At 56.2% G+C, this 17,586-nt stretch carries 14 protein-coding genes and 2 pseudogenes; 8 read left to right on the top strand and 8 right to left on the bottom strand.

Going from position 1 to position 17,586, the window contains the following annotated elements:
• Nucleotides 1–6 precede the first annotated feature (6 nt).
• Both recG and FFH21_RS00680 read left to right on the top strand, forming a co-directional pair.
• Nucleotides 7–2,082 carry an ATP-dependent DNA helicase RecG gene (gene recG / locus FFH21_RS00685; protein ID WP_054073167.1) on the top strand — a complete coding sequence of 692 codons (2,076 nt, stop codon included), beginning with the start codon at nt 7–9 and terminating at the stop codon, nt 2,080–2,082.
• Nucleotides 2,083–2,168: 86 nt separating this feature from the next.
• Nucleotides 2,169–3,566 (top strand): aminoacyl-tRNA deacylase and HDOD domain-containing protein, encoded by a 1,398-nt coding sequence (locus tag FFH21_RS00680; RefSeq protein ID WP_002551491.1) that lies wholly within the window; start codon nt 2,169–2,171, stop codon nt 3,564–3,566.
• Between the two features lie 66 nt (nt 3,567–3,632).
• Here the strand turns inward: FFH21_RS00680 and FFH21_RS00675 are convergent, their stop codons facing one another.
• Nucleotides 3,633–4,034, bottom strand: coding sequence for a GFA family protein (locus FFH21_RS00675; RefSeq protein ID WP_004655387.1), 402 nt, complete (start codon nt 4,032–4,034; stop codon nt 3,633–3,635).
• A gap of 294 nt (nt 4,035–4,328) precedes the next feature.
• Here FFH21_RS00675 and FFH21_RS00670 point away from each other — a divergent pair, with 294 nt between their 5' ends.
• Nucleotides 4,329–5,636 carry a CitMHS family transporter gene (locus tag FFH21_RS00670; RefSeq protein ID WP_004655389.1) on the top strand — a complete coding sequence of 436 codons (1,308 nt, stop codon included), beginning with the start codon at nt 4,329–4,331 and terminating at the stop codon, nt 5,634–5,636.
• A gap of 69 nt (nt 5,637–5,705) precedes the next feature.
• Here the strand turns inward: FFH21_RS00670 and FFH21_RS00665 are convergent.
• Nucleotides 5,706–6,356: pseudogene (locus tag FFH21_RS00665) on the bottom strand (ATP-binding protein); the annotation flags it as partial.
• Nucleotides 6,357–6,470: 114 nt separating this feature from the next.
• Between FFH21_RS00665 and FFH21_RS00660 the strand changes: the two are divergent.
• The 5 genes and pseudogenes from FFH21_RS00660 (at nt 6,471) to FFH21_RS00645 (ending at nt 10,259) form a co-directional block, all read left to right on the top strand.
• Nucleotides 6,471–6,788 (top strand): hypothetical protein, encoded by a 318-nt coding sequence (locus FFH21_RS00660; protein ID WP_178114223.1) that lies wholly within the window; start codon nt 6,471–6,473, stop codon nt 6,786–6,788.
• 34 nt (nt 6,789–6,822) lie between these two features.
• Nucleotides 6,823–7,128, top strand: a complete 306-nt coding sequence (locus FFH21_RS30400; protein WP_050772245.1) for a DNA-binding domain-containing protein — start codon at nt 6,823–6,825, stop codon at nt 7,126–7,128.
• Nucleotides 7,129–7,144: 16 nt separating this feature from the next.
• The gene (locus tag FFH21_RS00655) at nt 7,145–7,840 is read left to right on the top strand and encodes a Mu transposase C-terminal domain-containing protein (protein WP_050772244.1); all 696 of its coding nucleotides are present in this window, start codon (nt 7,145–7,147) and stop codon (nt 7,838–7,840) included.
• Nucleotides 7,837–8,415, top strand: a pseudogene (locus FFH21_RS00650) (TniB family NTP-binding protein); the annotation flags it as partial. The gene FFH21_RS00655 and the pseudogene FFH21_RS00650, both read left to right, overlap by 4 nt.
• A gap of 539 nt (nt 8,416–8,954) precedes the next feature.
• Nucleotides 8,955–10,259, top strand: a complete 1,305-nt coding sequence (locus FFH21_RS00645) for an IS256-like element ISPsy17 family transposase (protein WP_138858498.1) — start codon at nt 8,955–8,957, stop codon at nt 10,257–10,259.
• On the opposite strand, the gene FFH21_RS00640 is transcribed toward FFH21_RS00645, so the two are convergent.
• The 6 genes from FFH21_RS00640 to FFH21_RS00615 form a co-directional block, all read right to left on the bottom strand.
• On the bottom strand, nt 10,195–11,328 hold the full coding sequence (locus FFH21_RS00640; RefSeq protein ID WP_054088566.1) for a hypothetical protein: 1,134 nt from the start codon (nt 11,326–11,328) through the stop codon (nt 10,195–10,197). The two genes, FFH21_RS00645 and FFH21_RS00640, sit on opposite strands and share 65 nt — an antisense overlap.
• A gap of 237 nt (nt 11,329–11,565) precedes the next feature.
• Nucleotides 11,566–11,784, bottom strand: a complete 219-nt coding sequence (locus tag FFH21_RS30395) for a nucleotidyltransferase family protein (RefSeq protein WP_306110112.1) — start codon at nt 11,782–11,784, stop codon at nt 11,566–11,568.
• A 302-nt stretch (nt 11,785–12,086) separates the two neighbouring features.
• Nucleotides 12,087–13,511, bottom strand: a complete 1,425-nt coding sequence (locus tag FFH21_RS00630) for a hypothetical protein (protein ID WP_011167377.1) — start codon at nt 13,509–13,511, stop codon at nt 12,087–12,089.
• A 54-nt stretch (nt 13,512–13,565) separates the two neighbouring features.
• A complete protein-coding gene (locus FFH21_RS00625) occupies nt 13,566–13,952 on the bottom strand; it encodes a hypothetical protein (protein WP_041924387.1) in 387 nt (128 codons plus the stop codon).
• A gap of 68 nt (nt 13,953–14,020) precedes the next feature.
• Entirely contained in the window at nt 14,021–16,231 is a 2,211-nt protein-coding gene (locus tag FFH21_RS00620; RefSeq protein ID WP_011167376.1) for a S8 family peptidase, read from the bottom strand.
• A complete protein-coding gene (locus FFH21_RS00615; protein WP_041924386.1) occupies nt 16,228–17,400 on the bottom strand; it encodes an AAA family ATPase in 1,173 nt (390 codons plus the stop codon). Before FFH21_RS00615 ends, FFH21_RS00620 begins: the two co-directional genes overlap by 4 nt.
• Nucleotides 17,401–17,586: the final 186 nt, after the last annotated feature.

Genomic DNA, 17,586 nt, shown 5'->3' with positions numbered 1-17,586 from the left:
AAAGAAATGAGCGAGCTTTCCAGGGTCTCGGTCACGGCGCTCAAGGGCGTCGGTGAAGCGATGGCAGAAAAGCTGGCCAGGGTCGGGCTGGAAACCCTGCAGGACGTGCTGTTCCATCTGCCGTTGCGTTACCAGGACCGGACCCGCGTCGTACCGATTGGTGCATTGCGTCCCGGCCAGGATGCCGTGATCGAAGGCGTGGTCAGCGGTGCCGATGTGGTAATGGGCAAGCGTCGCAGCTTGCTGATAAGGCTTGGCGACGGCACAGGTGTCGTCAGCCTGCGCTTCTACCACTTCAGCAACGCGCAGAAAGAAAGCATGAAGCGTGGCACGCACCTGCGTTGCTTCGGCGAAGCGCGTCCCGGTGCTTCCGGCCTGGAAATCTATCACCCGGAATATCGGGCGATCACCGGTGATGAGCCCGCGCCCGTTGAACAGACCCTCACGCCGATCTATCCCACGACTGAAGGCCTTACCCAGCAGCGCCTGCGTCAGCTATGTCAGCAAAGCCTGGCGATGCTCGGCCCCAAAAGCCTGCCGGACTGGCTGCCGGATGAGCTGGCCCGCGACTATCAGCTGGCCCCTCTGGATGATGCGATCCGCTATCTGCATCACCCGCCCGCCGATGCCGATGTGGAGGAACTGGCCCTCGGGCATCACTGGGCGCAGCACCGGCTGGCTTTCGAGGAATTGCTTACCCACCAGCTTTACCAGCAGCGCCTGCGCGAAAGTCTGCGCTCACAGCGCGCACCGGCGTTGCCTGTTGCGAAAAAACTGCCGAAACAATTTCTCGCCAACCTCGGCTTCGCGCCCACGGGTGCCCAGCAGCGGGTCGGCAAGGAAGTCGCCTACGACCTGAGCCAGCCTGAGCCGATGCTGCGGTTGATCCAGGGTGACGTTGGTTCGGGCAAGACCGTGGTCGCCGCTCTGGCTGCCTTGCAAGCGCTGGAAGCAGGTTATCAAGTGGCGCTGATGGCCCCCACCGAGATTCTCGCCGAGCAGCACTACATCAACTTCCAGCGCTGGTTAGAGCCGCTGGGCGTTGGCGTGGCCTGGCTGGCGGGCAAGCTCAAGGGCAAGGCGCGCGCGACGTCCCTGGAGCAGATCGCCAGTGGCACCCCTATGGTAGTGGGCACCCATGCGCTGTTTCAGGACGAAGTGCAGTTCAAGAACCTCGCGCTGGTGATCATCGACGAGCAGCACCGGTTCGGTGTTCAGCAACGTTTGGCGCTGCGTAAAAAGGGCGTCGGCGGCCTGATGTGTCCGCATCAATTGATCATGACCGCCACACCGATTCCACGCACGCTGGCGATGAGCGCCTACGCCGATCTGGACACGTCGATTCTGGACGAACTACCGCCCGGAAGGACACCGGTCAATACCGTGCTGGTTGCCGACAGTCGCCGTCTGGAAGTCGTGGAGCGTGTGCGCGCAGCTTGCGCCGAAGGTCGCCAGGCCTATTGGGTGTGCACGCTGATCGAAGAATCCGAAGAGCTGACCTGCAAAGCGGCTGAAACCACCTACGAAGAACTGAGCAGTGCCCTGGGTGAGGTTCGCGTCGGGTTGATACACGGGCGCATGAAGCCCGCAGAAAAGGCCGCGATCATGGCCGAATTCAAGCAGGGTGCGCTGCAATTGCTGGTGGCAACTACAGTGATCGAAGTTGGGGTCGACGTGCCGAACTCCAGCCTGATGATCATCGAAAACCCCGAGCGCCTCGGTCTGGCTCAATTGCACCAGTTGCGCGGGCGCGTCGGTCGCGGCAGTGCGGTCAGCCATTGTGTGCTGCTCTACCACCCGCCGCTTTCACAGATCGGACGGCAGCGGCTGGGCATCATGCGCGAAACCAACGACGGCTTTGTCATCGCCGAAAAGGACCTTGAACTGCGTGGTCCCGGTGAAATGCTGGGAACCCGACAAACGGGCCTTCTGCAATTCAAGGTCGCCGACCTTATGCGTGACGCAGACCTGCTACCGGCCGTACGCGACGCGGCTCAGGCCCTGTTGGAGCGCTGGCCCCAACATGTCAGCCCACTGCTCGACAGATGGCTGCGTCATGGCCAGCAGTATGGCCAGGTGTGATGCACGCTACGCTTTGAACACCACGTGCGACCGAAAACGAATAACGTGATTATACTTCAAAAAATGTAGGAATTTGGACATAGCTCATGACAGAAGTCGCCCACGTCAATGATCCGCAGCATGCGCCGTCGGTAATCCGGCAGTTGCTTGAAAAATTGGCTATCAGCTACAACGAAGTCATGGACAACAAAAGCTTGCCCCCGGCGCGCAAGGTTCAGGCTGTGCTGGTCGAGGACGCTGTCGGTGCGCTGCTTATCCTGTTCCCGCAGAGCCAGTTGCTCGACCTCAGCCGAATCACCGAGCTGACCGGGCGCCAGTTGACCGCTGTGCCGCATGATCGCTTGCAACGCATGCTCACCAAGCACAACCTGCAAGTGCTGCCGGGGCTCCCAGCACTGACCAGCTCACCGTGCCTTTACGATGATCGCCTGCTGCAAGAGCCGACACTGCTGGTGGGCTCGGGCGAAAAGGGCCTGTTGCTGGAAATCAGCAGTGACGACTTCAAAGGCATGCTGAGCAAGGCCAGTGCCGCGCACTTCGGCCAGTCGGTCGCAGCCATTCGTCCGAACCTGGATCGTCCTGACGACGATCCGGCAGAAATCACCCAGGCCATGCATGTTTTCACGGCGCGTCGCATCCAGCAGCGTCTGGAAGCGACCCTGGAAATACCACCACTGGCCGGAACTGCACAGAAAATCATCAAGCTGCGGGTCGACCCCGATGCGACCATCGATGACATCACCGGCGTAGTCGAAACCGACCCTGCGCTGGCGGCACAGGTCGTGAGCTGGGCGGCATCGCCCTATTACGCGTCGACCGGCAAGATCCGCTCGGTAGAAGATGCAATCGTCCGCGTGCTGGGCTTTGATCTGGTGATCAATCTGGCGCTGGGCCTCGCGCTGGGAAAAACCCTGAGTCTGCCCAAGGACCAGCCGCAACAGACCACGCCGTATTGGCAGCAATCGATCTACACCGCTGCAGTGATCGAAGGCCTGACCCGCGCCATTCCCCGCGCCAGTCGCCCGGAAGCTGGCTTGAGCTACCTCGCCGGTTTGCTGCACAACTTCGGCTACCTGCTGCTGGCCCATGTATTTCCGCCACACTTCACCCTGATTTGCCGCCAGCTGGAAGTTAACCCGCACCTGCACCACAGCTTTATTGAGCAGCATTTGCTGGGTATCAGCCGCGAGCAGATCGGTGCCTGGCTGATGCGCTATTGGGACATGCCGGATGAACTCGCCATCGCGCTGCGCTTCCAGCACGACCCGCACTACAAGGGCGAACATCACGTCTACGCCAACCTGGTTTATCTGGCCGTACGTCTGTTGCGGGTGAACGGCATTGGTGCCGGGCCAGAGCAGGAGATTCCTGACGAGTTGTTCGAACGCTTGGGCCTGTCCCGCGAAAAAGCCAACGAGTCAGTGAAAAAAGTGCTGGAGGCCGAGGTACTTCTGCGCGAACTGGCTTCGCAGTTCAGCAAGTAATGCGCTGATGTAATGTGCGAACAGTGCCTAAGGCTCTGACTCAGGCACTATTTACCTCCTCAAAGCTCAGAAAGGCTCGCCCTCTACCCCTGGCAGGTGCTCATCCAGGCGTAGCCAGGGAAGCCGGTTCTCTATCCAGATGTGTCGTGAGGGCGTTGCCAGCTCCGGTTGGTCAAGTGTCGCAATGGTGACGTCGATCTCGTCCGGGCTGTTGCGCGTGAACAACGCCAGGTGAGCGCCGCACTTGCCGCAGAAATAGCGTACGCAGCTGGGTGAGGAGTCATACGCACAGGGGCTGCCTGTCAGCCACGTGAACGAAGCCAGCGGCACACTTATCCAGGTTACAACCGTTGCACCCGAGGTGCGTCGACAGATGGAGCAATGACAGTGAGCGATGTCCCGCAACGGCGCATCGAACTGGTAACGCAGCCCGCCGCAATGGCAGCCACCCGAGTGTATCTCGCTCATCCATGCTTCTCCTTCATGCCCATAATCCGTGTGACAATAAAATTTCCACAATAGCTGATTGAAAGGGCGGTGAAAGCTTGGCCAATTAGCATCGCCTCACTTCCGGCAAAAAGACCGGCTAGCCAGGAACGGATTCCAACGTGTTTCAGGCCCAATTAACAACAATAATGGTGATTCCGATGCTTGCTGACTTCTCGTTCCACACCCTCCTTGCGCCTCCACTCCACGTACCGATCTGCTGAGCTGACTCGTTCATTTCACGTTCTGTAGCCGTATTACGTCTGGAGTATTCCCATGCTGACTTTCCTTGGCTTTGCCATGGTTATTGCGTTCATGTACCTGATCATGAGCAAGCGCCTGACTGCGCTGATCGCCCTGATTCTGGTTCCAATCATCTTCGCCCTGTTCGGTGGCTTCGCGGCCCAGATCGGCCCGATGATGCTGGCAGGTATCACCAAGCTGGCGCCAACCGGCGTGATGCTGATGTTCGCCATCCTTTATTTTGCGCTGATGATCGACTCCGGCCTGTTCGACCCGGCCGTGCGCAAGATCCTGAAAATGGTCAAGGGCGACCCGATGCGCATTTCGGTCGGCACCGCCGTGCTGGCGCTGGTGGTGTCCCTCGACGGTGACGGCGCGACCACCTACATGATCTGCGTCGCCGCCATGCTGCCGCTGTACAGCCGCGTCGGCATGAGCCCGCGCATCATGGCCGGCCTGATCATTCTGGCGGGTGGCGTGATGAACATGACTCCGTGGGGTGGCCCGACCGCTCGTGCGGCCAGTGCCCTGCATGTCGATGCATCCGACATTTTCGTACCGATGATCCCGGCAATGCTGGCTGGCGTGGTTGCGATCCTGGCAATTGCCTACTTCTACGGCAAACGCGAACGCGCTCGTCTGGGTGAACTGCACCTTAAGGGTGATGAAGTCGATCACAGCGAAATCAGCGTCTCGCAATTCCCGGATGCACGTCGTCCAAAGCTGATCTGGTTCAACGGCGCGCTGACCTTCGCACTGATGGTTGCCCTGATCATGGGCCTGCTGCCGCTGCCGGTACTGTTCATGATCGCGTTCAGTATCGCGATGATCATCAACTACCCGAACCTGCAGGACCAGAAGGACCGCGTATCAGCCCACGCCGGTAGCGTTCTGGCAGTGGTCGGCCTGATCTTCGCCGCAGGTATCTTCACCGGTATTCTGTCCGGCACCGGCATGGTCGACGCCATGTCGAAAAGCCTGCTGGCAGTGATCCCGGATGCGCTCGGCCCGTACCTCGCCGTGATCACCGCGCTGGTGAGCATGCCGTTCACCTTCTTCATGTCCAACGACGCGTTCTACTACGGCGTACTGCCGGTGCTGTCCGAAGCCGCTGCCCACTACGGCATCAGCCCGGTTGAAATGGCCCGCGCCTCGATCGTCGGTCAGCCGGTCCACTTGCTCAGCCCGCTGGTGCCATCGACCTACCTGCTGGTTGCCTTGGCCGGTATCGAGTTCGGCGACCACCAGCGCTTCACCCTGAAATGGGCGATTCTGGTGTGCATGTGCATCCTGGTTGCCGCGCTGCTGATGGGGATCTTCCCGTTCTATAGCAGCATGTAAAACGCAGTACCTGTCACAAAGGCTCGCCGTCGACTTGATCGTTGACGGCGAGTTTTTGCGTTTGGGCGGTCAATTGGTCGAAGGCCGATACTGCAACGCCTCGGCCAGATGGCTACGAGCGATCGCGTCCACTTGCTCCAGATCCGCCAGCGTCCGTGCCACTTTCAGCAGTCGATGCGCCGAACGTAATGAGAGAGTCAGGCGCTCGCAGGCCGTCTCCAGCCAGCGTTCATCGACACTGGACAGCGCGCAGTGCTCGCGCAGCCCCGGTAGGTCGAGAAAGGCATTGGCACAGCCCTGACGACGTTGCTGCCGTTCTCTGGCCTGCGCAACCACCGCTGCCGCGCTTGCAGTGTTCTCACTGGTGGTCGGGTCGGGGTTGAGGGCGGTGGCTTCGCGGGCAACGGTCAGGTGCAGATCAATCCGGTCCAGCAGCGGGCCGGACAACTTGTTGCGATAGCGCTGCACCTGCTCGGTGGAACAACGGCAGCGCCCGGTCGGCTCACCCAGATATCCACAGGGGCATGGGTTCATCGCCGCCACCAGTTGGAACCGCGCCGGAAAGCGCACGCGATCCCGCGCCCGGGAAATCACGATATGCCCGGACTCCAGCGGCTCACGCAAAACCTCCAGCACGCGGCGGTCGAACTCCGGCAACTCATCAAGGAATAGAACGCCGTGATGCGCCAACGTGATCTCGCCAGGTTGCGGACGACTGCCACTGTCGGCTTCCGAAATAGCTGCAAACCCGCTACGCTCAGAGCCTTAAAGCTTCGTTCTGAGTTTCTTAAATAATTGCGAAATATTTTTGAATTAGATGCTACGGGATCGAAAATGAGCGGAAATAGCTGCAACCAGATTCAGCAGGTTCGACGCATCAAACCAACTCGACGTAGCGTCTCGGGAGTCATGCCCTTTCGCGGGGCCGGAGGGGTGCCCTTCGAGTCGTTGCTAGAGCGTGATTTCCTGAAGCGAATGAGGTTTTCCCACCGTGTTTTCTCGGTGGTGGCCCAGCCTTGTCAGATCGACTTCATTGACACATCCGGTCGTGACCAGATCTACACCCCGGATTACCTTGTTTACTTCCATCAACGTAACGTGAGTGCCAGCCAATTCATCCGGCCAATGTTGGTGGAAGTGAAGCCTGCCTAAATCCAGAGTTGAAGAGCGCGCTAAAGAGATCGGTGTGGATTACACCACGCTATACCGGTGGATCGAACGGTACCGCGATTGGAATGAGGTGTTGGCCTTGGTACCTCGTAAGCGCGGGTGGAGCTCGGGCAACAGCCGGATTTCATACGAGGCGGAACAGCTCGTTCGAGAGGTTATCGATCAGCATTACCTGACTATCCAGCGCCCCTCGATTCAATCAACAATCCGAGAAATCGAGCGGCGAGCGAGAACCAAAGGCATTACTCCTCCTGGTGCGTCTGCGATCCGTGCTCGTATCAAGCGAATTCCCGAAAAGCACGTGCTCCGCCAACGCGGTTAAGCATGCGGCGCTAACGATGGAAGATTTTGAGGAGTGGTTGGTGCGCTCAATCCTGCGTTACCACCAACAGCTCCATACCGGCCTCTACATGAGTCCCGCACGTAAGTGGCAATTGGGCTTTTTTGGAAATCGTGAGCTTAATCCGTTGGTTAGCATTCCTCCTAGGCCTGCAGATCCCCTCACTGTTCAGCTGGACTTCATGCCTTCCTTCCGCAGGACCATACAGGCGTACGGTGTCCAGATTGACGTCTTCTACTACTCGGAGGCGTTGAGGCACTGGATAAACACTAAAGACCCCGAGACCGGGCTGGCGCGAAAGTTCGTTTTCAGGCGTGATCCTCGCGACATCAGTGTCGTTTGGTTCTACGACCCAGTGTTGAAACAGTATTTTCGGGTTCCTGTGGCGTACCAGGCCTTTCCTGCTGCAACGCTATGGGAGTTCAAGGCGGCCAAGCGCAAAGCTGTTAGCGACGGTCGAGCCAATGTGGATGATGCGTTGATAGCAAAACTGATTCTTGAGAACCGTGAGCTGGTGGAGCGTGCGGCAGTGAATACCAAGACCGCACGCAGAGCTGCTCAACGAGCCAAGGTACACTCCAAAAACTCCACGCCGGCGGCGCCCCAAAAAGTCGCCACTGTTGCCTTAGTGTCTGCACCATCTGAAGACGGCTTGTTGCTTGATGACATTGATCTGATCGGGGATATTCAATGACTGATTACTCGCACCTGCATGTCGATTTCAAGCCTGTCCTTATGCTGTCTGACAAGGAACGCATCCGGTTCATGGGCGAGCCCAGATGGATTGGTTATCAGGCCGCACACAACATCCTAGATACTCTGGAATCCCTTCTCGACGCACCTAAGCGCCCACGAATGCCTAACCTGTTGATCGTCGGTGACTCCAACAATGGTAAAACCACAATCGTCCGTCATTTTGTGAAAAATCACGGTGAGGGCTACATCGATGAGCATTCCGAAGCGGTCAGGCCTGTCATTTTGGCGCAGGCTCCCCCCTCGGCAGACGAGAAAGATCTTTATGCTGCGATTCTTGAAACGTTCTGGATGCCTTATCGACGTACGGACTCGAAGCTGGTTCTGCGATACCAAGTTATTCATACCATGCGTGAATTAAAGGTGCGGATGCTGATCATCGACGAGATTCACTCGATGCTCACCGGTGCTGTCGCAAAGCAACGGGAAGTCATGAATGCTCTCAAGATGCTGTGTAATGAACTGGCCATTCCTATCGTCGGCGTAGGCACTCCGGATGCTGTTCAGGTCCTGCACCATACCGTTACCGTAAAGCACGAGGCGCTGTGTTCCACCGAGGTCAGCCATGAGTGAATCCTTCCAGGAATCGCGCATTGCCCGAGCAGTAACCTCTGCCTGACGCTCAGATTCCAATTGGGTTTGGCGCTCCGAAGGTTTGAGCTCAGGGAGCATCTTCATGGCCTGTAGTCCGTCGAGATACTGCTTCAACTGGCTAACTGCTGCATTTGCAGTCCAGTTCGCTGGATCGGTTGGGTCTGCTGCGATCGCATCAAAATTGCTTTCTGCAAGACTTGGATAGTTTAAAAGCACTGGGTCGAAAATCAGTGCGGCGAGCTCACTGCTACGCTGCCCGGCAGTAGAGCGTGCCAATGACGCCAGGAAGCTTGCCAAGGTGCCGGGCTGATAAAAGAAGGTGGCCACCGCCTTACGTGCGACGAATCCCGTTTCCCAATCATCGAGGGCTGCTGGGCTGAAATCAGTGGAGAAGGCATGATCCACGCCGAGACTGTCAGAAATTTTGTGTTCGGGCATAACATGTAGCTAGAGGTGCATGTATGCCGACCAAAAAGAAGTCCGCCAATGCAACAGCGAGGGAGTTGCCCTCGATTCCCCAAGAGCTGATCGAGCAGTTTGTTAAAGGCCCGATGAGCGCCGAAGCCATTCAAGACGCGTCCATGGCGTTCAAGAAGGCTCTGATCGAGCGTGCGCTAGGCGCCGAGCTGGGTCACCACCTTGGTTATCCTCAGGGCGCGGAGCGCCCTGAGGAGTCGACCAATCAGCGCAATGGCAAAAGCAGCAAGACGGTTCTGACCGACGACGGGCCGCTTCGCCTGGATATCCCCAGAGACCGCGATGGTAGCTTCGCCCCGATCCTGATTCCCAAGCACGAACGACGTTTTACAGGCTTCGACGACAAGATAATTGCCATGTACGCCCGGGGCATGACGGTGCGTGAGATCCGCGCTTTTCTATCTGAGCAGTATGGAACTGACGTGTCCCATGACTTCATCAGCTCAGTCACCGATGCGGTCATGGAAGAGGTGGGCGCTTGGCAGCAACGACCCTTGGAACCGATGTATCCGGTGATCTTCTTCGATGCGTTACGGGTCAAAATCCGGGACGAGGGGTTAGTGTGCAACAAGGCTATTTATCTGGCGCTGGGGGTATTACCTGATGGCACGCGCGACATTCTGGGTATATGGATCGAGAGCACCGAGGGTGCCAAGTTTTGGATGAAGGTGTTCAACGACCTCAAGACTCGTGGCGTTGAAGATGTTCTGATCGCCGTCACGGATGGCCTCAAAGGAATACCGGAGGCGTTGGGGGCGGTTTTTCCTGCCACGACGCTGCAAACCTGCATCGTGCATCTGATCCGCAACAGCTTGGACTATGCCGCTTGGGATAAACGTCGGGCACTGGCCAAAGCACTCAAGCCGATCTACCAGGCGATCAATGCCGATGTGGCTGAGCAAGAGCTTAACGCCTTTGAAGCGGGCCCCTGGGGCAAGCAGTATCCGACTGTAGTTGCTGCATGGCGTCGCGCCTGGGATCGGGTTATACCGTTTTTTGTTTTTCCGGCGGGCATTCGCAAAGTGGTTTACACGACCAATGCCATCGAGAGCATCAATGCCCAGTTACGCAAGATCATCAAGACTCGAGGGCACTTCCCGACCGATGAGGCTGCGACGAAACTGATATGGCTTGGGTTGCGCAACATCACCGCCAACTGGGGTCATGCGGCACACGACTGGAAAGTGGCAATGAATCAATTTGCGATCCTGTACGGAGACCGATTTACCAGCCCGAACACAAAAAAACTGATACTCCCTCCACGCCCGCTTCAAACAGACTCTCTTTGAGCTCATGACACAGTCGGGAATCTCCCCTGCGCAACCATGAGATCACCCACTGGTCCAGCACCTCCTGCGGAGCTTTTCTCAATGACTGAACCAACATTTGAAAGTGCCCTAACTGCTGTGGTTCTGTAGGCCTGAGTATCAAGGCCTCCAGGATCGGACGGGCTCTTTCTCCCCCGCAACGTTTCACGCTATTGCCCAACGCAATGTCCAGCAGCCCGATCGTTTCAGGCGTCAAAGGCGCTTTCAGGATGCAGCCATAAAGATGATCAACGATGTGCAGGCCCTGCGCTGGTAAATCGAACGCAAGCGCATAGGCAGCGGTGTACGCGATCTGAGCGGAGACAGGGGCGCAAGCCGATTTGATCAGTTGCTCGACTTCTGACTGAGGCCTGTCGCTGCTGGCCAGCCACGACAAGCCAGTTTTCAGTATAGCCGAGCGTAAGCCCTCGGCATCAGTCCCCAGCAACGCCTCATTCATGGCGTCGACAACGGCAGGCCAAAGCTCTCCATTCTTGAATGAGCAATCGCAGAGCGCCTGTATTGCCGCTATCCGCTGCGTTTCGTTATCGCCCTCAAGGTACCCTAGCGCACATTGGGTGAACCGAGCTTCGTCAACGGCAAGCCCGCATCGAATAGCAATAGCAAGCGTCTGGTATCTGTCTGCATGTCCGGGATTCTGGTGAGTCAGGGCAAGCAGTTCGACAGGCCTGGAAGCTGAGGCACGGCACCACTCAGTCAGAGCGGTGGATGCAGCGCAAGAATTCAGTGTATCGCCGTAAATGGCATCGAACGCTTTCAGGACGTGTAGCGCTGGGACGTTGAGTTTGCCCAGAACCCGCTCAAAAATTTGCACACCATGGATGCCGCGATACCCGGGGTATTTCTGCACGAGAGCCTCATCAAGAGGCGCCAGCAAGTCGACCAAGCCATCGTTATGCATCTGCGCCAGCAGCCGAGCGAACGTTTCTTGCTCGCTAAAATCGCAAGGAAAGCGGGCCGAGAAGATGATGTCTGGCAGCGTCTCGGTCTGGCCCAATCTGGCGATTTCATCGATTGTCGGTAAAGCCATCTCGGCACTCCCTGGCGTTGTCAGTCCTAGCGTGTGAATGTGTAAATACTAATCACGAAACCTTATTCTACGATCCTCTACCGCCCCATCAAGGCTACCGCCCTCTGACTGTCTTAACCATGCTTCTGGACACCCAGCCTTCAATGTCAATTCCCTCGTGCTTGTAGTACACATGCAACCACGTCCGATCATCATAAGCGCCCGGTTAAGTCGCCTTGACGAGGAGCTGGGAGGTAGCTACGAGATCGCAAGCTTGAGCATTGGCCAAGCCTTCAGCCAGCCTTTGGACTTGAAGCAGTCTTGATAGATAGCAGTTTTCTCCGAGCCAAATCTCCCGGCTGGCCGGATAACCAAGTCGAAAAGATCTTCAAGCCCCAGCGGCGCAGCAATTTCGCATGTGTCGTCTTCTCGCAGTCTTACCGCTACCGCTGTTGCGGTTTCCGGCCAGTAGCACATCGCATCAGTCGAAGATATCGCTCGTGGATTGAGTAGACATGATCGCCGACAAACCTGAATATTATGATGTCTCCAGACCAGACGTTGCCTTTGGCGTCTAGTACACCCAGGCTTGCGTTGTTCTGCCCGTAAACCTCGAGCGTGGTTGTGGTGCATTCCATGACCGCTAATCTCCTTTACGCTGCTTAGTTTTTTCTGGTTAAGCGAACCATAGCCGATTACGGGCATGCGACCAGTCGTATTTTTTTCGGAAACTTCCCATTAATTTCAAGAGCCTACACAAGCCTCGTTCTGCTATTCAGTCACTCGGGTTGGGGCGGGCTAGCGGGAATATCACGAAAAACGGTATGGCCATCTTCGCCCTCATATCGTTGTAAGCGCAGCGCACACTCCATCAGAGCGATTCGTGCCAACTCAGCACCGACTGAGCGCATCTCTGTAAAAGATTGCAGTCGGTCAAAGACGTTGCCGTGCAGGATTTTGGAGCGGCAGTGGTCGTACAGTTCTTTCACCAGTGATCGGAGTGTGCGAGGGTAGGGACCGACCTGGAATTCTTTCTCCTCACTCCAGCCAGTCAGATGGGTCAGCATGTCCAGAATCTTTCCAAATTTCCCACCCTCTGTTAGGACATCTAGGCTGGTGCCGATTTTCGCGAGGGCGATAGCTTCGTTTACCTCGCGCGTTCCTTCAGCTAGCCAATCTAGGGCTGTTGCCCAACGCATTGCCAGTAGGGGATGGCGGTGCGAGTCGGGCGTAACCAGACCATGCAGGATGTTGGCAAGCGCGTCTTGAGGGGCGCGGTATCGATCTTTCTCGAGCTCTTTCTTCACTCGAGGACCATTCCAGATGGGAATTTGTGGAGTTAAACCAAAGCCTGGCGAGAGGAGGAAGCCATTTTCTTCAATGATCGTGTGGTGCGAGACTGGCGCCATTCGCTCATCGGCCAGGGTCTGTATGTGAAAGTTGGAGTTACCACCCAAGATCAATGACAGCCCATCCAGCGCCGTTTTGCAGATATGTCTGGCTGCCTTTGATGACAGAGATCTTTCATAGCCAGTCAGGGTGACCCGCACCATAGAGCGGCCGCTTTTGAGAGGACCGTACATTGATGCGGCCAGCGACGGCATTGGCTCAGCGTCTGTTGATGCAGGGCTTTTTCTTGGCGATAGCTCTTGAAGCACAGCCTCTTTCCAGCCTCGATTTGCCTCTTCGCCGTCGATGGTGTACTGCTTGGTTCCACTACTGAAATCTACTGTATCGAGCCATTGCTCTCGGGTCATGATAGTGACCGGTCCAATGACGAACGGCTCGATGTACTCCATCTCGGCTGTACGCGCCGGGAACGAGTGAGCGAAATTGGTTGTTGTCTGCTTGAGGATCTGCTGGACGTACTCATCGATTGCTAGCAAATTTTGCTTAGCATCCTCGCCTAGTTTGCCGGCGGCATGAAAGTCAGCCACCGTTTGACGCAGTAAAGTCACCAACTCTTTGGTTTCCACCTTTATTGCAAGTCGAGGTACCTCTTTCTGCCAAGCTTGCGCTAGTGCCAACAGAGCCCGATTGGCAGCAGAGTTAAAGTGCCTTTGGTGTCCATCCCGAACGGTCACGAAGTCGAAGGGCCCAGTTTTTTCAATATTGGTCTCGGCCCCTGGAGAGGGTGGCAGGTGAAGCCGGTCCAATTCCTCAACCAGCTTCGCAAGGGCGTTTTTTCTGTTCAATTCATTCATGATTTTGGCTATTTAAACGTGATGCGAAAAAGCTGCCTATGGTGTAGTTGGTGGTCAAATGGGCGCACTCACCAAGCCGTGACCAAAGTCGCTGGCATCAAACCCAGGACTGAAACAGTCCCTACGATCAGTGCCAGTGTCGAGCACCGCCACTCTGACGCCGGAGCCGGTGTATGTTGAGAGATGGGCATTAACCGCTGCAACGCCCCATGCATCACCAGCGTGTTCAGGTTCTGCAGCCGAAATCAGCGGCCTGATCAGCTTGATTTTCATGGGTCTAGAGATCGCGAGAATTCCAGGATCTCTACTCAGTTCAGCAGCTTCGTGACGCTGCAAGCGCTCGATAACCAGTGACGGTCTCTCCCTACCTGCCTCCACAATGTTTCGTTTCATCGAACTAGCTGAAGAGAGCGGCTTTTTCAGGATGATGTACTTATCCATTTGCTTTCCTTGCAAACTATATTGGGCACATTAAGCGTTGGTGGAGCATGAAGTCCTGTGATGAGCGCTTATACCCTGACAGGGAGCGCGACCTGTGGCTGTATTTCAACCAAGGCCGAGTAGGCTTCTAGAATTTCATTAAACAGGTTGGGGTGCTTGGGTGCTTCCAAGGTGATAATCATGGCATACCTGATCTTATCCGCCTTATCTGCCGTGCGGCCATTGTGTCGTGCGTTGTAATGGATGTCGAAGGTTGCATCCTTGAGGCTTGAGCCATACATCGACTTGGAGTCGTGAAGTACGGTCTCCCATTTCCCAGCATCTGAGCGCAGCTCTTCCTCCGTCGCAAACGTCCTTTTCAGAAAGAACGACTTAGACTTGGCATTGGCTGCACCGTCTTCGATCTTGCCCTTGTGGGGGCGGAAGGTCACTTCAAGCCCTGCTCGCGTATACGAGGCGGAGTCTTGAGGATCCGTTGTCGAAGCGAATGAGAAGGTGGCTTTGACTTTTACTTTGCCTGTGAGCGCTTCCGGAGGAAGGGGGATTGGGGCCCGGATGTATTTACCAGGCTTCAGCTCTCCTTGATACACGATGCGGGCCACACCTGATGGGCAAGTGATCACCTGCATGAGGTCTTCGGGGATTTTTCCCCAGCCAACATCGATCGTATCGTGGCCATTGCGATCAGCTGCATGGATCAGCAATGCCTTGATCGCGAGCGGCGACAAGTCCGGCCCCAAAATAGCCCGTACACCCACCGCTGCACGAAGTACGTAAGGCGCTGCGAAGCTGGTCCCTAGCAGCGGCACTAGGTTATGTTTAATGCCTGGAGCAAGCGCGTGGAAGTATTGTTTCCCGCCTCCGAAAGCCATGAGGTCTGGCTTAATGACGCCGGGGCTACGCCCCGGACCGCGTGCGCTGTAGGAAGCCCGTGCCCAAGCACTACTAGTGCAGTTTGCGGCGCCTACGGTGACCGCGTTAACGCAGTCTGAGGGTACCTGCACCCTATCCAATTGGACTATTGAGTCACGAGTGCCGTTGTTCCCTGCGGCGATGGTCATGAATGTGCTGCCATCGCTTAGCAGGTGGTCAATCACCGAGGTCCACGCGTGAACATCATCATCTTCGATGGCGACATCGGGGCCAATGCTCAGATTGATGAACTCGTACTGTCGAGATAGTAGAACTTCCTCGACATGACCCAACGTGCGATACAGCTCCAGTGGATTTTCGAGACTGGCTCCCTCATCTAGGACGCGCAGATGATCCACAAATGAGTAGGGCCGATTTGCGCTACCTTCGGGTTCGATTGGACCAAAGAGAAACGCTGACGTTGCCGCCAGGCCATGCTCCGGTCCTTCTGGATCGTCACCGGCTTTTTCATCAAGGACTCGATAGTTGTTCAGCCATCTGCCGATGGAGTGTTCCTGTGGAAGCCCCGCATCGAGAATCGCAACTCGTGGATCAGAAGACAAAGGTCCTTGTGTTGGAAGCATGCACCCAACAGACGGCCCGCTACGTTTTGTGGTCGGCAACAATCCTCGCATCTTGGGAACTGGCCTAATCACTCGTAGGAAGACAAATTCCGCTAGCAAAAGTGTGCTTGTTTGCTTCCCTTGCACCGGAACGAACCACAGATTCCCGACTTCGAATCCCAAATCGCTATGAACGGTCACACCTCGCTCAGTAGCGAACGCTACGAATGCCTGCTGAATAAAGGTGCTGTCTTGGGCGGGCAGCATGTGGAGGCCGCATTCAAAATACGTGTCTTGGGCTGAACCAGGGTTCACGATCCGGCCTTCAGGCTCGAATGCGAGGATGCTTTCGATCCTAGTCAGCTCGAGGGCTTCATCTGACTCGCGCTCGACGGTTTCCATCCACTGACTGAAGGCCCTAAAGGCTCTACGCTTACCAGCAACAAAAATCTCGGTGGTCGTCGTTTCTCTTGGTGCTGTCTTCCTCGTCCAGCTTTCAGGAGTGACCTTGACCTTCCGGCTTCCGATAGATTCAAGGCCCACCGCCCGCAACATGTTTGCCGGGTAGAGCGACTTAGCGATATAGCTCGGGTTCAGGACTAGCCTAGCAACACCGAAATCCTGAGGGCATGCGGCCGGAGAAAGATTGTCGAGCGAGGCTGCTGCTTCGTTCGCTTGCTCAGAAAGTCGTTCCTTCGCTCGCTTGAAGGTGTACGCATCGGCCTTATCAATTTTCCTTCCAACACCCTTAATGCTTTGGGTAAGGAGCTCACCCCGTCCAATGAGGAAGTTCGTTTGGCTCATACAGTGGTACTCGTCCGTGATGATCGTTTAACAGGAGTTGAGGTAACAGAGCGGTGCTTGCGAATTGTGTCCCGGCTCACGCCAGTTATTTCGTGGATAGCGCGTTGCGAGAGAGATGTTTCGTTATCAAGTAGCAGGGCAAACTCAATCTGTTCTGCGCGCTCTAGATGCGGCGTCTTCAGGCGTACGATGTCTTCCACCAGCTTCTCCGCATTACTGCTGCCTAGCGCTAGGGACCGACGAAAGCGCTGCATATCACGCTCAATATCACTGAAAGAGTGTTTCTGGTAGGCATACGAAAGTACCCCTATCCATTTTTCAAAGCGTGGAAGGTCCGTCCCTAGGAAGCGCTTGATCGCTACTGCCACCGCCTCGGCATCTGGCGTTTTGAACTCAATCACTAGGTCAAATCGGCGCCATAGGGCAGGGTCAATAAGCTCAGGGTGATTCGTCGCTGCGAGCAGCAGGCTCGAAGAAGGCCAGTCATCAACTTCTTGAAGGATGACGGTGACCAGGCGCTTTAATTCGCCGATGTCGCTGTCGTCGCTACGCCGCTTCGCAATCGCATCAATTTCATCAAGGAACAAAACCGATGGCGTTCGCTTGGCATAATCAAGGGCGGCTCTAATATTCGCACCGCTTTTGCCAAGGAGGCTGCTCATCACCGCAGTCAGATCAAGCACGAATAGCGGCACGCCAAGTTGCGCTGCTATCCAGCGCGCCGTGATGGTTTTTCCTACGCCTGGAGCGCCCACAAACACCGATGATCTGGTGGGCTGCAGGCCAAGAGAAAGCAGTTTACTGGTCTGTTTTCTCTCCTTAATCAGCTGCGCTAGGCTGGCTTGCACAACGTTGTCCAGCATGGGCGCCGGAAACTCGGGTCCATCATTGAAGACCTTGAGGAGCGATAGCTTCGACTCATTGTCTACCGGCAACACTCCCCCTTCGATTTTCGATGGGGCTTCTCGGCGCATGAAGTGCCCATTACCGCTGGGAGCGATGGTGCGAAGGAAGGTTTCCAACTGCTCAGCTAGCTCTGGCTCCATTCCGCGATACTGCCTGACAAGACGTGCAACAAAGAGTCGTACATCCTCGTTTTTTTCGCTAAGGGCTAGCCTGGCCACCTGGACTAAATCCGATTTTACTTTGTTCAACTCGTCCGCTTTCATCTGAATGGTCTGATTTTAGGGGCCTTTAGGCCGCGCATTGAGTGGACTACATGGTAGCAGGTTGCGCGACATTCGTCCTGTTGGCAAGAGCTGGTTAAGCCCCTGAGCTACAGGGAGCCGACGACCGGCAGAGGGGGCTAGTATTGAAGTTGGCGAAATACGCAAAATCAGTCAGTCGCAGCTATT

Source organism: Pseudomonas sp. KBS0707 (genome assembly GCF_005937945.2).
GTDB classification, from domain to species: Bacteria; Pseudomonadota; Gammaproteobacteria; order Pseudomonadales; family Pseudomonadaceae; genus Aquipseudomonas; species Aquipseudomonas amygdali.
Note: the sequence above shows the minus strand (reverse complement) of the source record. Positions and strands in the feature narration are given on the sequence as shown.